Annotated in this window: 14 protein-coding genes; 11 read left to right on the top strand and 3 right to left on the bottom strand. The window is 38.4% G+C overall.

Annotation, left to right across the window (positions count from 1 at the left end; genetic code table 11):
- Nucleotides 1-239 precede the first annotated feature (239 nt).
- Both KO513_RS02470 and KO513_RS02465 read left to right on the top strand, forming a co-directional pair.
- A complete protein-coding gene (locus KO513_RS02470; protein WP_215912156.1) occupies nucleotides 240-602 on the top strand; it encodes a S24 family peptidase in 363 nt (120 codons plus the stop codon).
- The gene (locus tag KO513_RS02465; RefSeq protein WP_215912155.1) at nucleotides 599-1,891 is read left to right on the top strand and encodes a Y-family DNA polymerase; all 1,293 of its coding nucleotides are present in this window, start codon (nucleotides 599-601) and stop codon (nucleotides 1,889-1,891) included. Before KO513_RS02470 ends, KO513_RS02465 begins: the two co-directional genes overlap by 4 nt.
- Before the next feature lie 114 nt (nucleotides 1,892-2,005).
- On the opposite strand, the gene KO513_RS02460 is transcribed toward KO513_RS02465, so the two are convergent.
- The 3 genes from KO513_RS02460 to KO513_RS02450 all read right to left on the bottom strand — a co-directional run bounded on the left by KO513_RS02460 (nucleotide 2,006) and on the right by KO513_RS02450 (nucleotide 5,810).
- Nucleotides 2,006-3,832, bottom strand: a complete 1,827-nt coding sequence (locus tag KO513_RS02460) for an FAD/NAD(P)-binding protein (protein WP_252735648.1) — start codon at nucleotides 3,830-3,832, stop codon at nucleotides 2,006-2,008.
- 185 nt (nucleotides 3,833-4,017) lie between these two features.
- Nucleotides 4,018-5,238, bottom strand: a complete 1,221-nt coding sequence (locus KO513_RS02455) for a cation:proton antiporter (protein ID WP_371735261.1) — start codon at nucleotides 5,236-5,238, stop codon at nucleotides 4,018-4,020.
- 116 nt (nucleotides 5,239-5,354) lie between these two features.
- Complete coding sequence (locus KO513_RS02450; protein ID WP_215912153.1) at nucleotides 5,355-5,810, bottom strand: response regulator; 456 nt, start codon at nucleotides 5,808-5,810, stop codon at nucleotides 5,355-5,357.
- Nucleotides 5,811-6,154: 344 nt separating this feature from the next.
- Between KO513_RS02450 and KO513_RS02445 the strand changes: the two genes are divergently transcribed.
- From KO513_RS02445 to KO513_RS02405, 9 genes are all read left to right on the top strand, one after another.
- Nucleotides 6,155-6,682 carry an RNA polymerase sigma-70 factor gene (locus KO513_RS02445; RefSeq protein ID WP_215912152.1) on the top strand — a complete coding sequence of 176 codons (528 nt, stop codon included), beginning with the start codon at nucleotides 6,155-6,157 and terminating at the stop codon, nucleotides 6,680-6,682.
- A gap of 80 nt (nucleotides 6,683-6,762) precedes the next feature.
- Nucleotides 6,763-7,755 carry a FecR family protein gene (locus tag KO513_RS02440; RefSeq protein WP_215912151.1) on the top strand — a complete coding sequence of 331 codons (993 nt, stop codon included), beginning with the start codon at nucleotides 6,763-6,765 and terminating at the stop codon, nucleotides 7,753-7,755.
- 126 nt (nucleotides 7,756-7,881) lie between these two features.
- A complete protein-coding gene (locus tag KO513_RS02435; protein WP_215912150.1) occupies nucleotides 7,882-11,364 on the top strand; it encodes a SusC/RagA family TonB-linked outer membrane protein in 3,483 nt (1,160 codons plus the stop codon).
- Between the two features lie 12 nt (nucleotides 11,365-11,376).
- A complete protein-coding gene (locus KO513_RS02430) occupies nucleotides 11,377-12,765 on the top strand; it encodes a RagB/SusD family nutrient uptake outer membrane protein (RefSeq protein ID WP_215912149.1) in 1,389 nt (462 codons plus the stop codon).
- 9 nt (nucleotides 12,766-12,774) lie between these two features.
- A complete protein-coding gene (locus KO513_RS02425) occupies nucleotides 12,775-13,731 on the top strand; it encodes a glycerophosphodiester phosphodiesterase family protein (protein WP_252735647.1) in 957 nt (318 codons plus the stop codon).
- A gap of 10 nt (nucleotides 13,732-13,741) precedes the next feature.
- A complete protein-coding gene (locus tag KO513_RS02420) occupies nucleotides 13,742-14,593 on the top strand; it encodes a glycerophosphodiester phosphodiesterase family protein (RefSeq protein WP_215912148.1) in 852 nt (283 codons plus the stop codon).
- 23 nt (nucleotides 14,594-14,616) lie between these two features.
- Nucleotides 14,617-16,023 (top strand): purple acid phosphatase family protein, encoded by a 1,407-nt coding sequence (locus KO513_RS02415; RefSeq protein ID WP_215912147.1) that lies wholly within the window; start codon nucleotides 14,617-14,619, stop codon nucleotides 16,021-16,023.
- A 558-nt stretch (nucleotides 16,024-16,581) separates the two neighbouring features.
- On the top strand, nucleotides 16,582-16,824 hold the full coding sequence (locus KO513_RS02410) for a hypothetical protein (RefSeq protein ID WP_215912146.1): 243 nt from the start codon (nucleotides 16,582-16,584) through the stop codon (nucleotides 16,822-16,824).
- Between the two features lie 181 nt (nucleotides 16,825-17,005).
- Nucleotides 17,006-19,375, top strand: a complete 2,370-nt coding sequence (locus KO513_RS02405) for a TonB-dependent receptor (protein ID WP_215912145.1) — start codon at nucleotides 17,006-17,008, stop codon at nucleotides 19,373-19,375.
- The last annotated feature ends 21 nt before the right edge of the window (nucleotides 19,376-19,396 follow it).

Genomic DNA, 19,396 nt, shown 5'->3' with positions numbered 1-19,396 from the left:
TTTAAATATTGAATGTTGAAGTTACCTACCTGAATCCCAATACAGTTGCTCTAACTCGTATTTAATTGACCGGATAAAATCTAAAAGAGACTTCAATTTATTATGGGCAAATTCCTATTGTAATTACATAAAAATTAGAGCCAAAAATACTTTAACATGGAATATATCCGTAATTTTGGATTAATTCCATATTATATAATAGTTGTCTTAAATCAATTAGCCTAACAAGTTAAAGTGTAATGGAACAGAAGATAAATCTGATAAAAAAATCCGAGAGAAATTTTAGGGTCGAAAGACCTGTACAAACTGGTTTTTCAAGCCCGGCAACACATTATAACGAACCTAGAATAGACTTGAACGAGATATTAGTCACGAACCCTTCCGCAACGTTTTTTATTAGGGTTGCCGACAACCATTTCCAAGAATTCAATATTGTTGAGAATGATGTGCTTATAGTTGATAAATCCATGACTCCAAAGAGCAATCAGCTCGTGTTGGCTACTATGGATGATACCTTTAATGTAGTGCACATGGATAAAAATCTTAACTCAGAGCTGAATATATGGGGAGTTATAACTTTTATTATTAAATCCGTTTTATGATTGCGTTGGTAGATTGCAATAGTTTTTATGCATCCTGTGAGCAAGTTTTCCGCCCAGACCTTAAAAATAAACCTGTGGTTGTTCTCAGCAACAATGATGGTTGCATTATTGCCGCAAATAAAGAGGCTAAGGCGTTAACTGAAATTCCTATGTTTCAACCTGTTTTTAAAATAAGAAAGTTGCTGGATCAGCATGATGTCACCTATTTTTCGTCTAACTATACGCTTTATAGTGATATGTCCCGAAGAGTTATGGATACCCTAAAATTGTTTTCGCCACAGGTAGAAGAATATAGTATTGACGAAAGCTTTATAGATTTGACACATTACCAAAAGGAAAACCTTCAAGAATTGGCCCATCATATTAAAAATACAATTGAAAAAAATACGGGAATACCAGTTGGTGTAGGAATTGCAACAACTAAATCCTTATCCAAACTCGCCAACAAATTAGCAAAAAAAATACCTTCAAATAATAATGTTTACATTGTTGATTCCGAAGAAAAAAGAAAATATCTGTTACAAAGTCTTAGGGTAAAGGATATTTGGGGAATAGGTAAAAAACATGCCATACGGCTTGAATCCAAGAATATTAAAACTGCCCTAGATTTTGCAAATATGCCGGTTGCGTGGGTTAGGAAAGAGATGACGGTAATTGGTGAACGCCTTTGGAGAGAATTGAACAATATGCCCTGTTTGCAGTTGACATCATTTCCCAATGAGAAAAAAGGAATTGGTACTGCAAAATCATTCGGTTTTAAACTAACGGATTTAGGATTAATAGAAGAAGCTTGTAGCTCATATGTAGCTGAAGTTGCCGACCTTCTGCGACAGCAGCACAGTGCTGCCTCAAAAATGGAAGTATTCTTACAGACCAATCAACATAGTGCCATAGACAAGCAGTACTATAATAAAATAGTTATTACACTAGACACCCCTACGGATAGTACGGCCAAGCTAACCAATGAAGCCCTTAAAGCCCTACGGAAGATTTATAAACCCGGTTATCGTTACAAGAAAGTAGGTGTCAACCTAACTCAATTGGTGCATAAAAATACTATCCAAACTAATCTGTTCAATAGCCCTCACAAAACTGAAAGTCCTGCAATAACGCATGTAATGGATTATCTTAACAGCAAGTACGGTAAGAATAAAATTAAACTTGCTACGGTGGGCAACCGCGACAAGGAGTGGGCGCTTATAAAAGAACACCGCAGTCCCAGATACACCACTCAATGGAATGAGCTCTTAACCATTGGCAATTGCTCAACGAAACAAATCGTACAATAGCAGAAAACCATAAACCAATTCTGTACACCCAAAATGTTTTGATTAAATTCACTCTTGGCATTAAATCTGGGTAATTAAACAAAGATAAGAAATCCGCAAAGCCCAAAGTTAGTTCTATAGATGCGTATTACTTTCGTAAATTTTAGTTGTTTCCCGTGTTTGGATGGTCCCTGTATTGTCTCCCGAAATTTGTGACAACCAAAAATCGACCAAGATTTCACTTGTAGCGCTACATGCCTGCAGCCCATAGGAATAAGGTCTTACCCCTAATGTGTGCGTAAAGGCAATATTGTTTATGTGATTGTTTGGATTTCCATTACCATCAATAATCCGGTATGCTGTATCTATGTCTATACCCCCGGTATACATGTAAGAGCAGCCATTTTCTGAGAATATTTTTTCCTTAGAAACGTATTCCTCCACTTCTTCTCTGCCCTTTTCAGATGAAAACTTGGCCCTAGCTTCCCGAACACTTTTTCCGGAAACGAGTGACGGAAAGGGATAGTCCGTCAACTCTATAGTACCATCCCCTCCACATTCAATAAACATCTTGTAAGCTATACTTCTAGTTTCTCCTTCCAAGTCTTTTACTTCAACATGAGTTGTCCCAGAGTTGGAATCGGAATTCAGTATTTTCACCTTCCCACTAATTAAATCTATACGACCCGCATCATAGAGTGCCAAAAGAATATTGGCGGATGAAAGGGGCATTGCAGCAATGACGTTCATTAAAAAAGGCTTTACCTTTTTTCTAAAAAAGAAATGATCTTCGGCAGGCAGTAGTTCTGCATGAAAATTGAGTCCATACATTAAATCATCAAGTGTTTCTTTCCAATGTACGGGTTTATTGTTTTCCACAGAATCTTTGGCAGCTACCATTTCCTGTTTCATTCCATTAAAGGAATTGGTGTATTCATGTTTTTTGGACATGACCTCAACAAAGTTAGCAAACCCGAAATCGGGAGAGTCCAATCTATGGGCAACCTTTTCTAAGCGATCTTTAAAAAGTGCTTCTTTTAATGCAGGTTTACAAACCTCATTAAAATAGATTTCCAATCTTAAGAAACCCAAATCATCAACTAAGGACAAAATCTCTTCCCTGCTGGTATGCCTGTAAATTTCCCGCATGCTTTTACGCTGTTCATATTGCAGGTGGGGCAACCATCCTTCGGCGGAATGCAGTACAATTTTAAAATCGGGAGCGTCCTTATGTGGTTTAAAAATCAGTTGACCAGCTTCTTTAACAAACTCTCCATGACGATGCGCAAGAGAAGTAACCACATCAAAAGCACTCAGCGAAGCTCCTAAAATACCAATCGTAAAATTATACAGGTGGCCTTGTTCAGGTAAAATTTTATGTATGGGCCATGGGCCGGAAAAATAGCCTGCTCCACTCTTTTCCTCATTCTTCCACTCATGGCCTGTAGCTATAACAATCTTGTCCAGGACATGCTTATGGTGGTCTTGGTCTACCACTCCTACTTCATCAGATCCAGGTAGAATATCTATAATTTTGTTTTCGGCAAATTCGGTAATGGAAACGCCCTTGGCCTTTAATTTATTAATTAATAGGATGTACTGCGACCGAAAATATTGTCCTAGCGCCAAACGACTATATACTTCAGAATCGTTGATAGGAAGCTCTGTAATGTTCAAAGATTTTAAAACAGACTTATCCTGCTTACGCAACCAATCTCCCAAAGTATCTGTAAGCTCAGGAATTTCTTCGGAAGATATATTGGATAGATTATAAACATCTGTAGTTTCTGGAGTATACGGCATACCCATGCCCATGTTCTTACCACTTTCAAAAATAAAAATGCTACCTATCTCTTGTTTGAGGATGTTTACACGGTCGTTTATATGTTTCAATAGATATATGGCCATTGGGCCAGAACCAATTATGGCCAATCTTTTTTTAGGTGTTTTTTGCATTTCCATTTACATCACATTTTAATCCTGTTATTTTTTAACAAACAAGATGTTAAGCAATATTAAATGTAGTTTTTGTATTTATCCGAAAGTGATGCAAAGCGATAATTTGATACTCCTAATACATAGTATCAAACCTTTCTTTTAGATTGAATAGAGTATAATTTTTACCTAAGTTTAAAATAAAAATTCCATTAACCTGGATTATTTTTCTTGAAATAGGATATAACACTAGGCCCTGTAATTCCATGAATTAAAATACTGAACATTACTACATAAGACACAAATGCATAAATTTCGTTAGTAGCAATAAAATTCCCTTCATGTAACGCAAATGCCAAATAGAAAAAAGAGCCTACCCCCTTAATTCCAAAGGATGAAACGGCCCATTTTTTAAGTTCCGTAAAGGGAGTTCCCATTAAAGCTATTCTACCGGTGAGAGGTCTAATGACAATAATTGTAACCAAAGCGATTACTATTCCTTGCCAAGTGGCAAAATTTAAAATTCCCGATGCTATAAAACCTCCAAAAAGAATAGTCCATACCATTATTAGAAACTCCTCTATCTTTTCGTTGAACAATAAAATCTCCTGTTTATCTTCATCGGAATTTATATTGTCCGTTTGCTCAGTTTGCTTCAGTTTTTTGTGAAAGTGATATTGTGCGAACAAGCCGGCAAAGAACGTGCTAAGGAATCCATAAGTACTCAATAGCTCTGCAAGGCTAAAAGAAAAAAATGCGAGACCTATTCCAACAAATCCGGAAAGAACCTTGTTTTTATGTATGGACTTTAGGTTACGAATCAAATAACTAAAGACAAAACCCAATAAGCTTCCAATAAGTACCCCTCCAAGAATCTTGAACACCATGTAATAACCAAACCAATAGGTGAGATCTATATTTTGAAATGAAGTGCTTTGAGACCATAAAATTGCCAAAAACACGAACGGAAACGCCATACCATCGTTCAAACCAGCTTCAGAAGTAAGTAAATAGCGCATTCCCGTATTTTTCTTATCATACATTTCGTCCTTTTTTAACTGGAGCTCCGCTGCCAATACAGGGTCCGTAGGTGCACAGACGGCAGCAATTAATAGCGAAGATGCTCCATCAAAACCTAAAAAATAATGACAGATAAGAAACAAAAACGAGATGTATAACGGCATGGTAATCAGTATGAGCCGCAATGTATTTTTCCAATGCCTAGGACTATATCTCATGCCTAGTTTTAAACCCGCCCCCATAAGGCTAATAATTACTATTATTTCCGTAATTATTGTTACCTGTTTATTGCCCCATATGGGTTCAGGCCAATTTACCGGTACCCCTAGGTAATAGGTTAAAAACCCAATAAGTAGCAACGGTACGGTAAAAGAAACTTTTATACGAGATAGTACTAATGGCAAAAAGGCCATTAGTACTATAACAAAGCTGAATACTAGGAGAATGTAATAATAGTCTTTAATAACTTTAATTTTAAGTACTATGAAACAAATAAGACCTTAATGAGTCTCCCCTTTTCCTAAAATGATCAGACCACAATATTAATTAATGCGGGGCCACTAATTGCATTTCTTTTTAATGAATCAAGCGTTCTTTCAAGAGACGACACAAGAGATTCAAACGACGCGGTTTTTCTTAGATATCTATTGGCTCCACATTCAAAAAGCTCTTCAATACGGTCTATATCAAATTCGGTTGAATATAAGACTATGGGAACATTCTGAAACAATGGATTCTTACGGATTTTAATTAGACAGTCGCTACCGTCCATTACAGGCATGTAAAGATCCAAAAAAATAACATCAGGTAAAGCAGTGCCGGTCTCAAGTTCCTTAAGTAATTCTAAAGCATTGTTAAAAGTGCGTAAGGAAATTGGAGTGTTAATTTCAGCCAAGGCATCACTAAATATTTCTTGATCAGTGGCATCATCGTCCGCCAAGAATACGGACCATTTTTTGTCGGTAGTGATATTTGAAGTAATCATTGAGTAAATCTTTTATGTTAACGAATGCCCTTACGGGTTTTATAAAATAACCACCACTACTGATGCAGTAGTTTAAGAGAGTTAACAAACGAAGATATAATCAACAGGCGATGAAAATGGAACCAATAAAAATTTTAATTAATCGATTTGAAATACTAGCATAAGAATATCTTTACCCGGAACCGAACTAAATGATAAACCGAATCAAACCGATGATAGGTTCTTAAAGACCAATTAATCAATACAGGCTACACTGAGTTGAAGTTATTATAAGACAAAATTAAAGTTAAGGTAATATATGCCTTAACTTATCTAGGTATCATTGCAGGTGTTAGACCACACCTATGAAAATCTCAGATGCCAATTTGTTTTTGCTCACTCTCAAAGACAACGAGGTTGCTTTTAAGCAACTCTATGACCGGCTCTGGAAAGGCCTTTATCTATTCTCTTTAAAGCTGTTACAGAACGAAACGGAAGCCAAAGATGTAGTTCAAGATGTTTTCTGTAATCTCTGGACCAAAAGGAAGGAACTAGAAATCAAAAATGTAAAATCCTATTTATTTTCTGCTACTAAATACAAGTGTTTGGAATATATCAGGAAAAACAAAAATTATACTCATTTACTAACTCAGGTAAATCTTGTCCATATAGAAAACAACACAGAGAGAGAATTGGACTTTAAAGAAACCAAATTCAAAATTGAAAGTTGCATTAATACCTTGCCATTAAAGACCAAGCAAATTTTCACTATGAGCAGATATGACGATCTGTCTAACAAAGAAATTGCTCATGAATTGAATATTTCTATAAAAACCGTTGAATACCATATAACCCAATCAATCAAACAGTTAACACCTGTTATTGCCTCATAAAATTATTTTTTTCAAAAAAGACTCCTTTTTCTTTAGGGTTACCCCTCTTTTTTCACTCTTACTTATAGAGCACCATAGTAATGACGGAAAAAGAATTTCAAAATTTAATAGATAAGTACATTTCAGGTAACTGTTCCCAAGAGGAAAAAGAGCTTTTGGATAAAGTTCTTGATAGTTATACTAATACGGACGATACAATGCAGATGCAAGACGAAGAGTCCCGCATTCAATCCGAAATATACTCCAACATTATCAAAAAGGGAATAACCCCTACCCAAAACCAATCTCCCAATACTTATAAATGGTTGAAAATTGCAGCCGCAATGATTCTGCTTTTATTCAGTTTAAGTGCTGCTTTTTATACCATCAATCCGCTTGAAAAAGAAGATGTAGTTGCACAAGAATTTATAACTAAATCTACTAAATGGGGGCAGCGTTCCACCTTAACACTACAAGATGGAACAAAAATTACCTTAAACGCTGGCAGTAGTGTTGAGTTTCCCGAAAGTTTCAATAATCTATCCAAAAGAGAGGTAAAACTCAACGGTGAAGCGTTTTTTGAAGTAGCAAAAAATCCCTCCAAACCGTTTATTATACATACCGAAAACGTAACAACCCAAGTATTGGGAACCTCGTTCAATGTAAACGCTTACGATTTTAGTGAAAATATATCTGTTACGGTCAGGACAGGAAAAGTACGCGTACAATCAGAAAATAAGGATGGTGACATTAATACGGTATATCTAACGCCAAATCAGATGGCAGAGTACAGTAAAAAAGGGGATGAACTTATTACATCTACCGTTGCCAATGAGAACTATCTAGATTGGAAAAATGGAATTATCAGATTTAACGACATCACTTTCCTAGAAGCCTCAAAAATGCTAACCAGATGGTATGGTATTGAAGTAGACTTCCAGTCTCCATCTCTTAAAAACTGCCATGTTACGGCTCGTTACGAAAAAGCAAAACTTCACGTAGTCTTAGAGAGTATAAAATTTGCCACCAAAGGTATGGACTACGAGTATTTAGAAAATAACACCATTTTATTTAAAGGATCATGCAACCATTAAAACCCTAAACCACCATGTAAGATAGACTCAAAACAAAAAAAGCAGCCTGTGACACTTTGGCGAGGATCAACAGACTGCATAGCATTTAACGATTAAATAGATAACCATTAAACATTCTGTGAAGTTATGAATTCACTAAGTATTAAACAATTTATTGCGTTGACAATGAAAATTACCGTTCTACTTGTGATTGTTGCGCTAATGAACCCTCTTTTTGCATCGACGGTTGAAGCACAACGATTAGACCAAGTTTCCGTAGAACTATCCCTAAGGAATGCCTCTATTGAAGAGGTCATCTCAACTATTGAGGAACAAACTGCATTTAACTTTGTTTATGGGCGTTCCATTACCAATTTAAAAAATAGGTACAACTTTAATTACAGTGGGGTTTCCTTAAAATCGGTTTTGGAGATTCTGGCCAAAGACGCTGGTCTTGCATTCAGGCGAATTGATGAGAACATTTCCATAGATAGACGAAAGCAAACCGAAAAAAAAGTTGTTGACCTAATTTTTCAACAAGTTGAAGGAAGGGTCCTAGACGAAACCGGCCAACCCTTACCCGGAGCCTCTATTGTAGAAAAAGGAACTACTAATGGTACAGCTACGGATTTTGATGGCAATTACAGTATTAATGTGGGACCGGATGCGGTACTGGTTGTATCCTATATTGGTTACGACACAGAATATATTCCCGTAGGAAACGAGACACAGATAGACATTAAATTATCCATGGCTTCCTCTGCCTTACAAGAAGTTGTGCTTATTGGCTATGGCCAACAGGCCAGGGCCAAAGTTGTTGGATCAGTTTCAGAAATAAAAAACAGCGAACTTGAAAATGTTACAGCTGCTACGGTTGACCAGCAACTGGCAGGTAAAATTTCAGGGGTAATTATTAATCAATCTAACGGACAACCGGGTACAGATTCGCAAATTATTATTAGAGGTACAGGAACGCTAACTGCAGGTACCAACCCTTTAATCGTAGTTGATGGTTTTCCGCTTACGGAAGGCAGTTCACTAAGTTCTGTAAACCCTAACGATATTGCGGAAATCAATATTTTAAAAGATGCCGCTTCTGCATCTATCTATGGTTCAAGAGCAGCGAATGGAGTAATATTGATTACTACCAAATCCGGTACCCGTAATCAAAAAACAACGGTAACACTAGAAACTTATGGCGGCGTGCAACAGCAAAGTTCCGGAGTGGAATTGGTAGATGGTTATGAATTTGCTCAATTCCTAACGGAAGCTAGAAACTGGGGCTATGTTTCCAAAGACCCAGCTAATAGAAGCGAAACGGATCCAAATTCGGTAAGGGTCACAAAACTAATTGATGGAAAACAGATTGACGGCCGTGAACTTTTCTTGCCGGAATTGACTCCCTACTTAAATGGTGAGCCCGGTCTTGTTAATACTGACTGGATCAATGAGGGCTTTAGAAATGCCGCTTTATCAAATTATGCACTTTCTGTTTCCGGAGGAAATGAAAAAACAACGTACTATACATCTTTAGGATATTATGATCAAGAAGGTGTTGTTGTTGGTACGGATTTTAAACGCTACTCAGGATCTATAAACCTTCAGAGCCAAATTTCGGAAAAGGTGAAATTTGGCATTAACTTAAAGCCTACGTATTCCATTGAAAATTCGGTTGACCAAGGTAGCCGTAGTAATGGTGTACTTGGGCTCTCTGTCCTTAATTTCCCATTCTATAGTCCATACAATTCAGATGGAAGCATTAATATCAGTGATCAACTTGTACACGAACAGCATGAAGTTGAAGGCGTTCGTATTAACGGTACGCCGGTTGAAAACCTAATTGCCACAGCCAATTTAATTACGGACGTTAAAAAACGTTTTAGGATTTTTGGTAATGCCTTTATAGATGCAGAAATTCTAGAGGGACTAACCTATAAATTCTCATTAGGCGGAGATTATGATTCCTATGTACGGGATTACTACTACCCTATTGGTGTGGGATCATACCGAACTCCAGCCCCAAGAGCAGATGCCAATGGAGAACAACGCAAACAGAACAAAATCAACTATTTGCTAGAGAATACCTTAACGTATGACAAGAGTTTTGGGAAACACCACCTTAACCTTTTAGGTGGTTATACTTTTCAAAAGGAAAATACGGATTATACAAGGGTAATAGGTACCGGATATGCAGATGATAACATTCAGAATATTGCGGGTGCTAGTGCTTTTACGGCATCGGCGGATGTAGGTATATGGACGTTAGAGTCTTACCTGGCTCGTTTGCAATATGATTTTGATTCTAAATATTTAATATCGGCAGCCATTCGTCGCGACGGTTCTTCAAGATTCGGAATCAACAATAGATGGGGTAACTTTCCATCCGTTGCAGCCGGTTGGGTATTTACCAGAGAAGACTTTTTTCCTCAAAATGATGTAGTAAGTTTTGGTAAGATATCCGCCAGTTGGGGGCAAACAGGAAACAACCAGATTGGCACCTATGCTTCTAAAGCATTGGTAACGGATTCCAACTACGTATTTGATGGTGGCATTGCACCAGGATATATTACCACATCTGCCCCTAATCCAGATTTGGGATGGGAAGTAGCTTCTTCCTTTAACATTGGCCTAGACCTTGGTTTGTTCAACAATAAATTGAACTTTAATATGGCCTATTACAAGACCAACACCAAAGATTTGCTATTGGATGTTCCTGTTCCACAGCAAACTGGTTATGATAATGTATTGGCCAATATTGGAGAGATGGAAAACCAAGGCTGGGAGTTTCAGATATCAGGGAACAATTTTAAAGTAGGAGAATTGGGTATTGGATTTAACGCCAACCTAACCTCCTATGAAAACAAAGTTATTGCTCTTGGACCAGGTCAAGATAAAATTGCTACAGGTAGGGACCAACTTTTTACAACCCAGATTGGTAGACCTATAGCCGAAATCTATGGCTACACCTTAGATGGTGTATTCAAGACACAAGAAGAAATTGATTCTACACCACATTTGGACGGTACGCTTACGGGCGATTTAAAAGTAGTTGACATTAATAATGACGGTGTTATAGATGATGAGGACAAGAGTTCCAAAGGCACTTATGCTCCGGATTTTACTTATGGCTTTGGTGTAAACTTGGATTATAAGGGTTTTACTTTAAGCGCCAATTTTGCAGGTGTTGAAGGAAGAACATTATTGGATGGAGACTTAAGCTCTATAACTGAATCCGGAGAAGGTTTTGGGGTTCCTACCAAATATTATTTTGATAATAGGTATCACCCTGTCAACAATCCTGACGGATTTTTGGGACAACCCAACTTCGGAAATTTCTCCAACTCAAGAAAAATTCTGCGTAGCTCTGTTACCGTAGAAGAGAACAATGGGGATTATTTCAGATTTAGAGACTTACGAGTAGGTTATAATTTTCAAGAAAACCTTTTGGAGAGAATTAAACTTTCCGGCTTGCAGGTTTATTTTTCTGGAAACAACCTGTTCACCTCAACCAAGTGGAGAGGCTGGAACCCTGATGGAACTTCTAGTGACATACTCACGTCCGGCTACAATTCCGGTGGCAACTACCCTATTTCCAAGACCTATACAATTGGTTTAAAAATCTCATACTAAAAAGCTATTCAAATGAAAAAGTATATATCCTTAACTCTTGCCGTTCTTGTATTGGGACTGGTAAGCTGCGAAAAAGAATTAATACAAAACCCGACCACCACCAAGGTTGCCGATAACTTTTACGCCAATGAGGCCGAAATGGAAGAAGCCGTAAATGCGGTGTTCGCTACTTTGCAATTTACAGGGGTTTATGACACGGCAATGCCCGCTGTGGGAGAACTGCCCGGTGAAGATGCCTATGATGAAACTCCTGCCAATGATGGTGGCAATTACGGAATGTTGGACGATTTTATAGTAATTCCACAAAGCAGCCTTATTGCTAACGTTTGGGAGGATACCTACAAAGGCATCCAAAGAGCCAATATTGTGCTCAGTAGAATTCAAGAAGTAGAGTTTGAAGACGCAGAGTTAAAACAGGCACGTACCGGAGAAATGCTGTTTATTAGAGCTTTGCTTTATTTTAATTTGGTGAGAACTTTTGGAGACGTTCCCCTTATTATAGACGAAGTTGGTAATCCACAGGAATATTTTGGCCAGTCTAGAACACCTGTTGCGGAAGTCTACACCCAGATTATTTCAGATTTGGAAGCTGCAGAAAGTGCTCTCCCCTCTCGCAATGACAGCAACAGAGGACGCGTTGTAAAGACGGCAGCACAGACCCTTTTGGGTAAAGTACACCTTACCCTAGGAGATTACTCTGCCGCAAAGGAAAGTTTATTAAAAGTGGTGAACTCTAACGCACATGATTTAATTGCAGTAGATGAAGTTTTTTCAGTTGATAACGAACTTAATGAAGAACTCATATTTGTGGTTCAATACGCTTCAGGAATAAACTCTAATGGCGAAGGTTCTGATGCTTATAGAATGTTCAACCCAACCGGAAGACAGGATGGCGGTATGGCCGGTACCAAAGGGCATGGCGTACTTAAACCTGATTTCTTCGCATTGTACGATGATGCAGATACCCGAAAAGGAGTGTTTGTAGGACAATTGGAATCCGGTTTAGCTTATAATAATAAAATTGCCGTTCCCACAACCGTGATTGGTGACTCCCCTAGTGACTGGGTGGTATTGCGTTACGCCGATGTGCTTCTTATGTTGGCCGAGATAGAAAACGAATTGGGTAACACCGTGGAAGCTACCACTTTCTTGAATGAAATTCGTAACAGAGCTGATCTTGGGGATTATAGCGGTGGTACGGATAAGGCCTCATTGTTTGCTGAAATTGATTTACAAAGACGTTTAGAGTTGGTTTGGGAAGGTCACCGTTGGTTCGATTTATTACGCCAAGGTCGTGCACAGTCCGTTTTGGGTATCACGGATGCCAACAAGTTACTGCTACCGCTGCCTGCAAGTCAGATTGCCGCAGACCCGGCATTAGTTCAAAATCCAGGATATTAAAAATAAAATATGAAGAAACAAATAAAACACACCGTTAAAGGGTTTTTGTTTTTGATATTTGGAATGCAAATGGTTGTGGGACAGGAGTCCCACAACATATCCAAAAGCAAAGCCGCACAAATTTTACATCAGCTTAAAAATCCGTCTGCGGAATATATCGTTGCCATTTCCCACAGAGGAGATTGGCGCTATGCACCTGAAAATTCATTAATGGCCGTTCAAAGGTGTATTGATTTGGGTATTGATGTAATTGAATTGGATTTTAGGCTTACTAAAGATGGTCACTTAGTGGCTATGCATGACACTACGGTTGATAGAACAACTAACGGAAGTGGAAAAGTAAGTGAGTTGACCTTGGCGGAGATAAAACAATTTCGGCTTAAAAATGCTGCTGGAGTTAGGCATTCCAACCAACAGGTGCCCACACTAGAGGAGGTCATGAACTTGGTAAAAGGTAAGGTCATGGTAAACTTGGACAAGACCGAAAGTAAATGGGTAAGGGAGTCGTATGAAGTTTTAAAGAAGACCGGAACCGTAGACCATGCTATTTTTAAAGGTAATGATGACATTAAGGTGATGCGCCAAAAATACGGTTCCCTTATGGATAGCATTATATACATGCCCAAACTTTGGTACAAGAATCCAAAAGTAAAGGAGCTTTACCAGGGTTTTGAAAAAGACATTAATCCGTTCTACTACGAAACTATTTTTGACACTGAAGAAGCTGAACCGCTTTTAATAGCCAAATCACAAATAAAAACTAATGGAGATGGTTTTTTAGCAATTGCTCTCTGGGATGAATTATGTGCCGGTAGAACAGATGAAATGGCTCTATTGCAAGGTCCTGACAAAGCATGGGGCTGGTTAGTGGAACAAGGTGCCAACGCGATCATGACGGATAGACCTGAAGAATTGCTTCGCTATCTTGAAAGCAAAGGTTTAAGAACCATGAAAACAGTGAATTAAAATTGATAAAATGAATCTAAAAATAAACCTGAGTACTATTGTTTTTGCTTTTTTGTGCTTTAACCTAGGTTTCTGTCAAACAACTAAGGCAGATAGTATTTTATATGATTTTAATCACCGACCCGAAAAGATTCTAGTGGCGGCCCATAGGGCCGCTCACCAGAATTATCCAGAAAACTCAATTGCTGGCATCCGTGAAAGCATTCGTTTGGGAGTAGAAATTGTTGAATTGGACATCAGGGTTACCAAAGATGACAAATTAGTGGTAATGCACGACCGTACCGTAGACCGAACCACCAATGGTACTGGTAAAGTTGAGATGCTCAGTTATGAGCAAATACAGCAACTTCACCTTAAACATAATAACCACTTGACCGAAGAACAGGTTCCTACTTTTGAAGAAGTGCTTTTGGAAACAAAAGGGAAAATTTTAATTGATGTGGACTTTAAAGCTGCTCCTAAACATATTGATAAAGCCCTTACGATAATCAAAAAACATAATATGGAAGAGCAGATTATCTTCTTTTTGTACGATCATAAACTATCTCCAAAACTTCATAAGAAAAGTCCTGACATTAAAATTATGCCTAGGGCCCATAGCCAGGATGAAGTAGAAGAAATTCTAAAGTGGGATTACATTAAAGTCATCCACGTTGATGAAAGTTATTATGATGATGCACTTATGAAGCATATTTTAGATGCTAACGTTCGAGTATGGATGAATGCTTTGGGCAAATATGACAGCATGGAAAAAAACGAGAAGAATTCCGGTTTTAAAGCCTTATTAAAGCAAAAAAACATTAATATCATTCAAACAGACCTTCCAGAGGAATTAAATGAATTTCTTTTAATCGAAAAGTAACCTATTCCATAATGCCGCATCAGATGAAACTAAAACCATTTACCCTCATTTTAAGCCTTCTAACTTTGTCAATCGTAAATGTTGGTTACGCTCAAGACAACGAAGAGCTTAATACCCATGGTCACAGCCACTACAAATCTTTTTCTAAGATAGCCGGTCATAAATTAATATTTCCCTCTGAAGTTCCTGATCGCATTATTGTTAACCTAACTGCGGACCCTGCCCACAGTTTTGCCGTAAACTGGCGCACCCAGCAATCCGTAGATTCCTCTTTTGTAGAAGTTGCCCTAGAATCCCACGGACCGGAATTAAGACTATCCGGTAATTCTAGGAGAATATTGGCCGAAACACAACTGTTCGAGAACGAAAATATACGGGACAAAGAACCCAAAGTGCTTGCTGCTTACCACTCGGCTTTGGTAGACGGTCTAGAAACTGGTAAAACTTACGTATACCGTGTTGGATATGGAACACCGAATGCGAATACTTGGAGCGAATGGTTTCAAATAGAAATGCCTGATGCAGATATAAATACCCCTTTTAGCTTTGTATATTTTGGAGATGCGCAGAACGATGTAAAATCCATGTGGTCCCGAGTCATTCGTAAATCTTACAAAATGGTGCCGGATGTTGATTTTATGCTACATGCCGGTGATTTGATCAATCACAGTGAATCCAATGAAGAATGGGGTGAATGGTTTTACGCAGGCAGCTACATTCACGCCACAGTACCAAGCGTAATGACGCCCGGTAATCATGAGTATAAGGATGGGGAGCTTTCCAAACTGTGGAAACCCCAGTTCAACCTGCCGCAAAACGGACCTCATTTGGAGGATATGGAAACCTACTATACGCTGGATTACCAAAATATGAAGTTGATTTCCTTTGATGCGGAACAGTTTGATGAGCACCCTAAATCTCGTAAAAAAGTATTGGAATGGCTTGAAAAAACCCTATCCACAAATACCCGTCAATGGATAACGCTTTTTATGCACTACCCTATTTATTCTACCGCTAAGGGGCGTGATAACAAAGTATTACGGGAAGCGTTAAAACCCTTAATTGACAAGTACAAGGTGGATTTGGTATTGCAAGGCCATGACCACACCTATGCCCGTGGAAACGACTTAAACAAAGACCAAGGAAAAACCATTATTTCAGATGTTGGGACTATCTATGCCGTATCCGTTAGTGGACCTAAAATGTATGAATCCCAAGATCAGGATTGGATGGCACGCCGTGGTGAATTCACTCAATTGTTCCAGATTATTACGGTTTCTAAAAACACCATAAAATACCAAGCCTTTACACCTTTAGGAGGATTGTACGATAGTTATGAATTACAAAAAGATGATACCGGAGCAAAAAAACTCATCAATCAAGAAGTAGAACTTCCTTTACGGTTGAAAAAGGATTTGATTGGGGAGTAAATCTTATAGTGGTCTTATACCCTTACAACACTTTAATAGAAAATAAAATTCCGTAGTAATGTATATGTGAATCCTCATCTTCATTATGCAATGGAACATGCTTTCGTATAATGTATGGTGTTTTCGCCTTTAAGGTTTTTTCAGTTATATGCTATAATCCCATTCATAAAAAACAACAAAGAGCCTTACCTACCCTACTTTCACTTGTACATTAGAATTTATGACACTCCTTTACCTAATCATTATTGCATCTTAATTGCATTATAATCGCAATTCAGTTGCATTAATGTTTTTTATTATTAATTTTGCCGACGTAACGAATTTGTTACACAGCCATTGAACATAAGAGAATCCAATAGTAAAGTATCCATTGGACAATATGTTAATGAGCGTTTATAGTGAACAACAAAAGTTTACAAGCTACAGTCAATTGCAGGCAATAGCTTCATTAAAGGTTAGATTCATAATATTTTTAGTTCAGTAGTTTTACTAATGAAGATTGGTCGTTTAAGAAATAGTATAACGTTTCTCCTCCTTGCCCTATTTATTACAACAAAAATGGCGGGCCTTCATGTATTTTCACATACAGATGAAGATGACCATGGTGTGGAATGCTCTATTTGTCTCCATGTAAACACCATTAATTTAACTCCAGCTATTACTCCTGAATCTCCGAATTCGGCAATTGAGAATACAACATACTTACTTCGAGAAACGGCAACCGAAATTTATAGCTTTGTCGGTTCCTGTTCTATTGCCACGGACCAGCTTTTTTCACGGCCGCCGCCATTTCAACACTAAGCACTCCTATACGCTATCATTGCTGGTTTGGTTCCATACAAAAGTTCAGTTTTTTTTGCTCTAGTACTATGGTGGTGATTCCATATACCAAGTAATTGACTACTTACCTCAACAGCTCTAAGTATAGGCTCACCTAGCCCCTTTCCTGGGACAACAGATTATTATCTTTTAGTACACCATTATGTTTCATAAAATACTGGGCATATGGCTATTCTTTAGTCTATGCGCCACAGCTTTTGCACAAGAAACTTTTCAAATTAAAGGGATTGTGTTGCACGCAAAAGACTTATCGCCCGCACAGGGCGCTACAATTGCAGGTAAAAACTTGTATGCCGTTTCCACGGAAAATGGTGCTTTTGCCATAAACAATGTGGCTAAGGGCACGTACACTTTTACGATATCTCACATTGGTTGCCAACCTAAAACCATTAGTGTTGATGTAAGACAAAATATGGGAGAACTAAAGGTTTTTTTGCATGAATCCGCTACCGTACTAGACGAAGTAAAAGTCAATGGAAAAACCAAAAAAAGAGAAGCTTTAGAAGTTCCCATAGTCACTAGGTCGGTATCCAAGGAATTTCTTGATCAGAACAGGGAAAACACGCTAATGCAGACCTTGAGCAAAATAGCTGGGGTCAGCACTATAAATATTGGTTCGGGGCAATCCAAACCCGTAATTCGCGGACTGGGTTTTAACCGCGTTGCCGTGGTACAGAACGGCATAAAGCACGAAGCACAGCAATGGGGCAATGACCACGGCTTGGAAATTGACCAGCACGGTATCGAAAACATACAGATTATTAAAGGTCCGGCTTCTTTATTATACGGATCTGATGCTATAGCAGGTGTTGTAGATATACAGCCAAACCAAACACCGTTACCCAATTCTTTTGATGGCGAAGTGAATATCCTAGGCGAAAGCAACAATGATCTGCTGGGTGTTTCTGCAGGTGTTACGGCTAGAAAAGACAAATGGTTTTATCGCGGGCGCCTAACGTATAGAGATTATGGCGACTATAAGGTACCGGCTGACCAGATCAATTATGAGAATTACATATTTGAATTGCATGAAAATAATTTAAGGAATACGGCCGGAAACGAAGCGGATGCAAGTCTAGGAATCGGTTTTGTTTCTAATAGCCTAAAATCTGAAACCGTATTTAGTAATGTTAACGCCAAAAACGGATTCTTTGCAAATGCACATGGTTTAGAAGTTAGAACTTCCAGTATAGATTATGACAGCTCTAGCAGAGATATAGACCTTCCCTATCACAAGGTCAATCACTTTAAAATCACGAACAATACTTCAATAAGTGTTGGGGAGCATCATCTACACCTAGACCTTGGTTATCAGAACAACAACCGGGAAGAACATTCTGAGCCTGTTCCTCATGGCTATATGCCAACACCTCCGGAAACCAAAGAAAGATTATTTATTAAAAATACCTACTCGTTAAATTTTCGGGATGCCTTTCAACCCGCTGACCAACATGACATGGTGGTAGGTTTAAATACGGAGTACCAGAACAACAATATAGGCGGATGGGGATTTTTAATTCCCGAATACAACCGCTTCACCGCTGGTCTTTTCGCTTACGATCAGTTTGAGGTCAATTCTGATTTTCATGTTCTAGCAGGCCTACGTTATGATGTTGGTCGTGTAGATACCAAAGCGTATTATGATTGGTTCCCTTCCACCGTAAATAACGAGGATGGCTCTACATCATATATTTTCCTGCAACGGTCAAAAGACAAAACACTGGATTTTGGCAGCCTCAGTGCCTCTCTAGGCCTCAGCTACATCAAAAATAAAACCAGTTACAAAATAAACCTAGGTCGAAGCTTTAGAATGCCATTGGCCAATGAATTGGCATCGGACGGTGTTAACTATCACATGTACCGTTATGAAAAAGGGAATATTAGTTTGAACCCGGAAATATCGTATCAGCTAGATTTGGCCGTAGACCATACAGAGAAATCATTTACCGTAGGTGTGAGTCCTTTTGTAAACCTATTTCAAAATTACATTTACCTCAACCCAACATCGAGCTATTACGAAACCATACAAATCTATGAGTATACGCAAGCCAAGGTATTTAGAATTGGTGGCGAGTTTAACGCAAGTACTACCATTACTAAAAGCCTACAGGTAGATGCCTCTGTTGAATACGTGCATTCCAGGCAGATCAGTGGCGCGAAGGAAGGATTTACATTGCCGTTTTCCCCTCCATTATCCGGCTTGCTCTCCGCTAGATATGAATTCAACAAGCTACTATTTTTTAAGAAGCCGCAATTGATCGCCGATTTTAGAATTACAGCGGCCCAGGAAGAAATTGTACCTCCGGAGGAAAAGACGGACGGCTATCAGGTGTTGAACATGTCTTTTTTAACGCAAGTAGATGTTTTTAAGAACGATCTGCCTCTAGAAATGCGTGTAAAACTGAACAACGTATTCGATACCAAATATTTTAATCACACCAGCTTCTACAGACTCATAGATGTTCCAGAAGCCGGTAGAAACATCTCATTATCCCTAACAATACCTTTTTAAAATCAGTAATCAGTAATCAGT

Source organism: Zobellia sp. B3R18, from assembly GCF_018860715.1.
Taxonomy (GTDB): Bacteria; Bacteroidota; Bacteroidia; order Flavobacteriales; family Flavobacteriaceae; genus Zobellia; species Zobellia russellii.
This window is presented reverse-complemented; position numbering and strand designations above follow the sequence as displayed.

Bases quoted from the DNA above. Each gene is read 5' to 3' on its own strand.
- KO513_RS02470 (WP_215912156.1), top strand. From the start codon at position 240: ATGGAACAGAAGATAAATCTGATAAAAAAATCCGAGAGAAATTTTAGG.
- KO513_RS02465 (WP_215912155.1), top strand. From the start codon at position 599: ATGATTGCGTTGGTAGATTGCAATAGTTTTTATGCATCCTGTGAGCAA.
- KO513_RS02460 (WP_252735648.1), bottom strand. From the start codon at position 3,832: ATGGAAATGCAAAAAACACCTAAAAAAAGATTGGCCATAATTGGTTCT.
- KO513_RS02455 (WP_371735261.1), bottom strand. From the start codon at position 5,238: ATGGCCTTTTTGCCATTAGTACTATCTCGTATAAAAGTTTCTTTTACC.
- KO513_RS02450 (WP_215912153.1), bottom strand. From the start codon at position 5,810: ATGATTACTTCAAATATCACTACCGACAAAAAATGGTCCGTATTCTTG.
- KO513_RS02445 (WP_215912152.1), top strand. From the start codon at position 6,155: ATGAAAATCTCAGATGCCAATTTGTTTTTGCTCACTCTCAAAGACAAC.
- KO513_RS02440 (WP_215912151.1), top strand. From the start codon at position 6,763: ATGACGGAAAAAGAATTTCAAAATTTAATAGATAAGTACATTTCAGGT.
- KO513_RS02435 (WP_215912150.1), top strand. From the start codon at position 7,882: ATGAATTCACTAAGTATTAAACAATTTATTGCGTTGACAATGAAAATT.
- KO513_RS02430 (WP_215912149.1), top strand. From the start codon at position 11,377: ATGAAAAAGTATATATCCTTAACTCTTGCCGTTCTTGTATTGGGACTG.
- KO513_RS02425 (WP_252735647.1), top strand. From the start codon at position 12,775: ATGAAGAAACAAATAAAACACACCGTTAAAGGGTTTTTGTTTTTGATA.
- KO513_RS02420 (WP_215912148.1), top strand. From the start codon at position 13,742: ATGAATCTAAAAATAAACCTGAGTACTATTGTTTTTGCTTTTTTGTGC.
- KO513_RS02415 (WP_215912147.1), top strand. From the start codon at position 14,617: ATGAAACTAAAACCATTTACCCTCATTTTAAGCCTTCTAACTTTGTCA.
- KO513_RS02410 (WP_215912146.1), top strand. From the start codon at position 16,582: ATGGCGGGCCTTCATGTATTTTCACATACAGATGAAGATGACCATGGT.
- KO513_RS02405 (WP_215912145.1), top strand. From the start codon at position 17,006: ATGTTTCATAAAATACTGGGCATATGGCTATTCTTTAGTCTATGCGCC.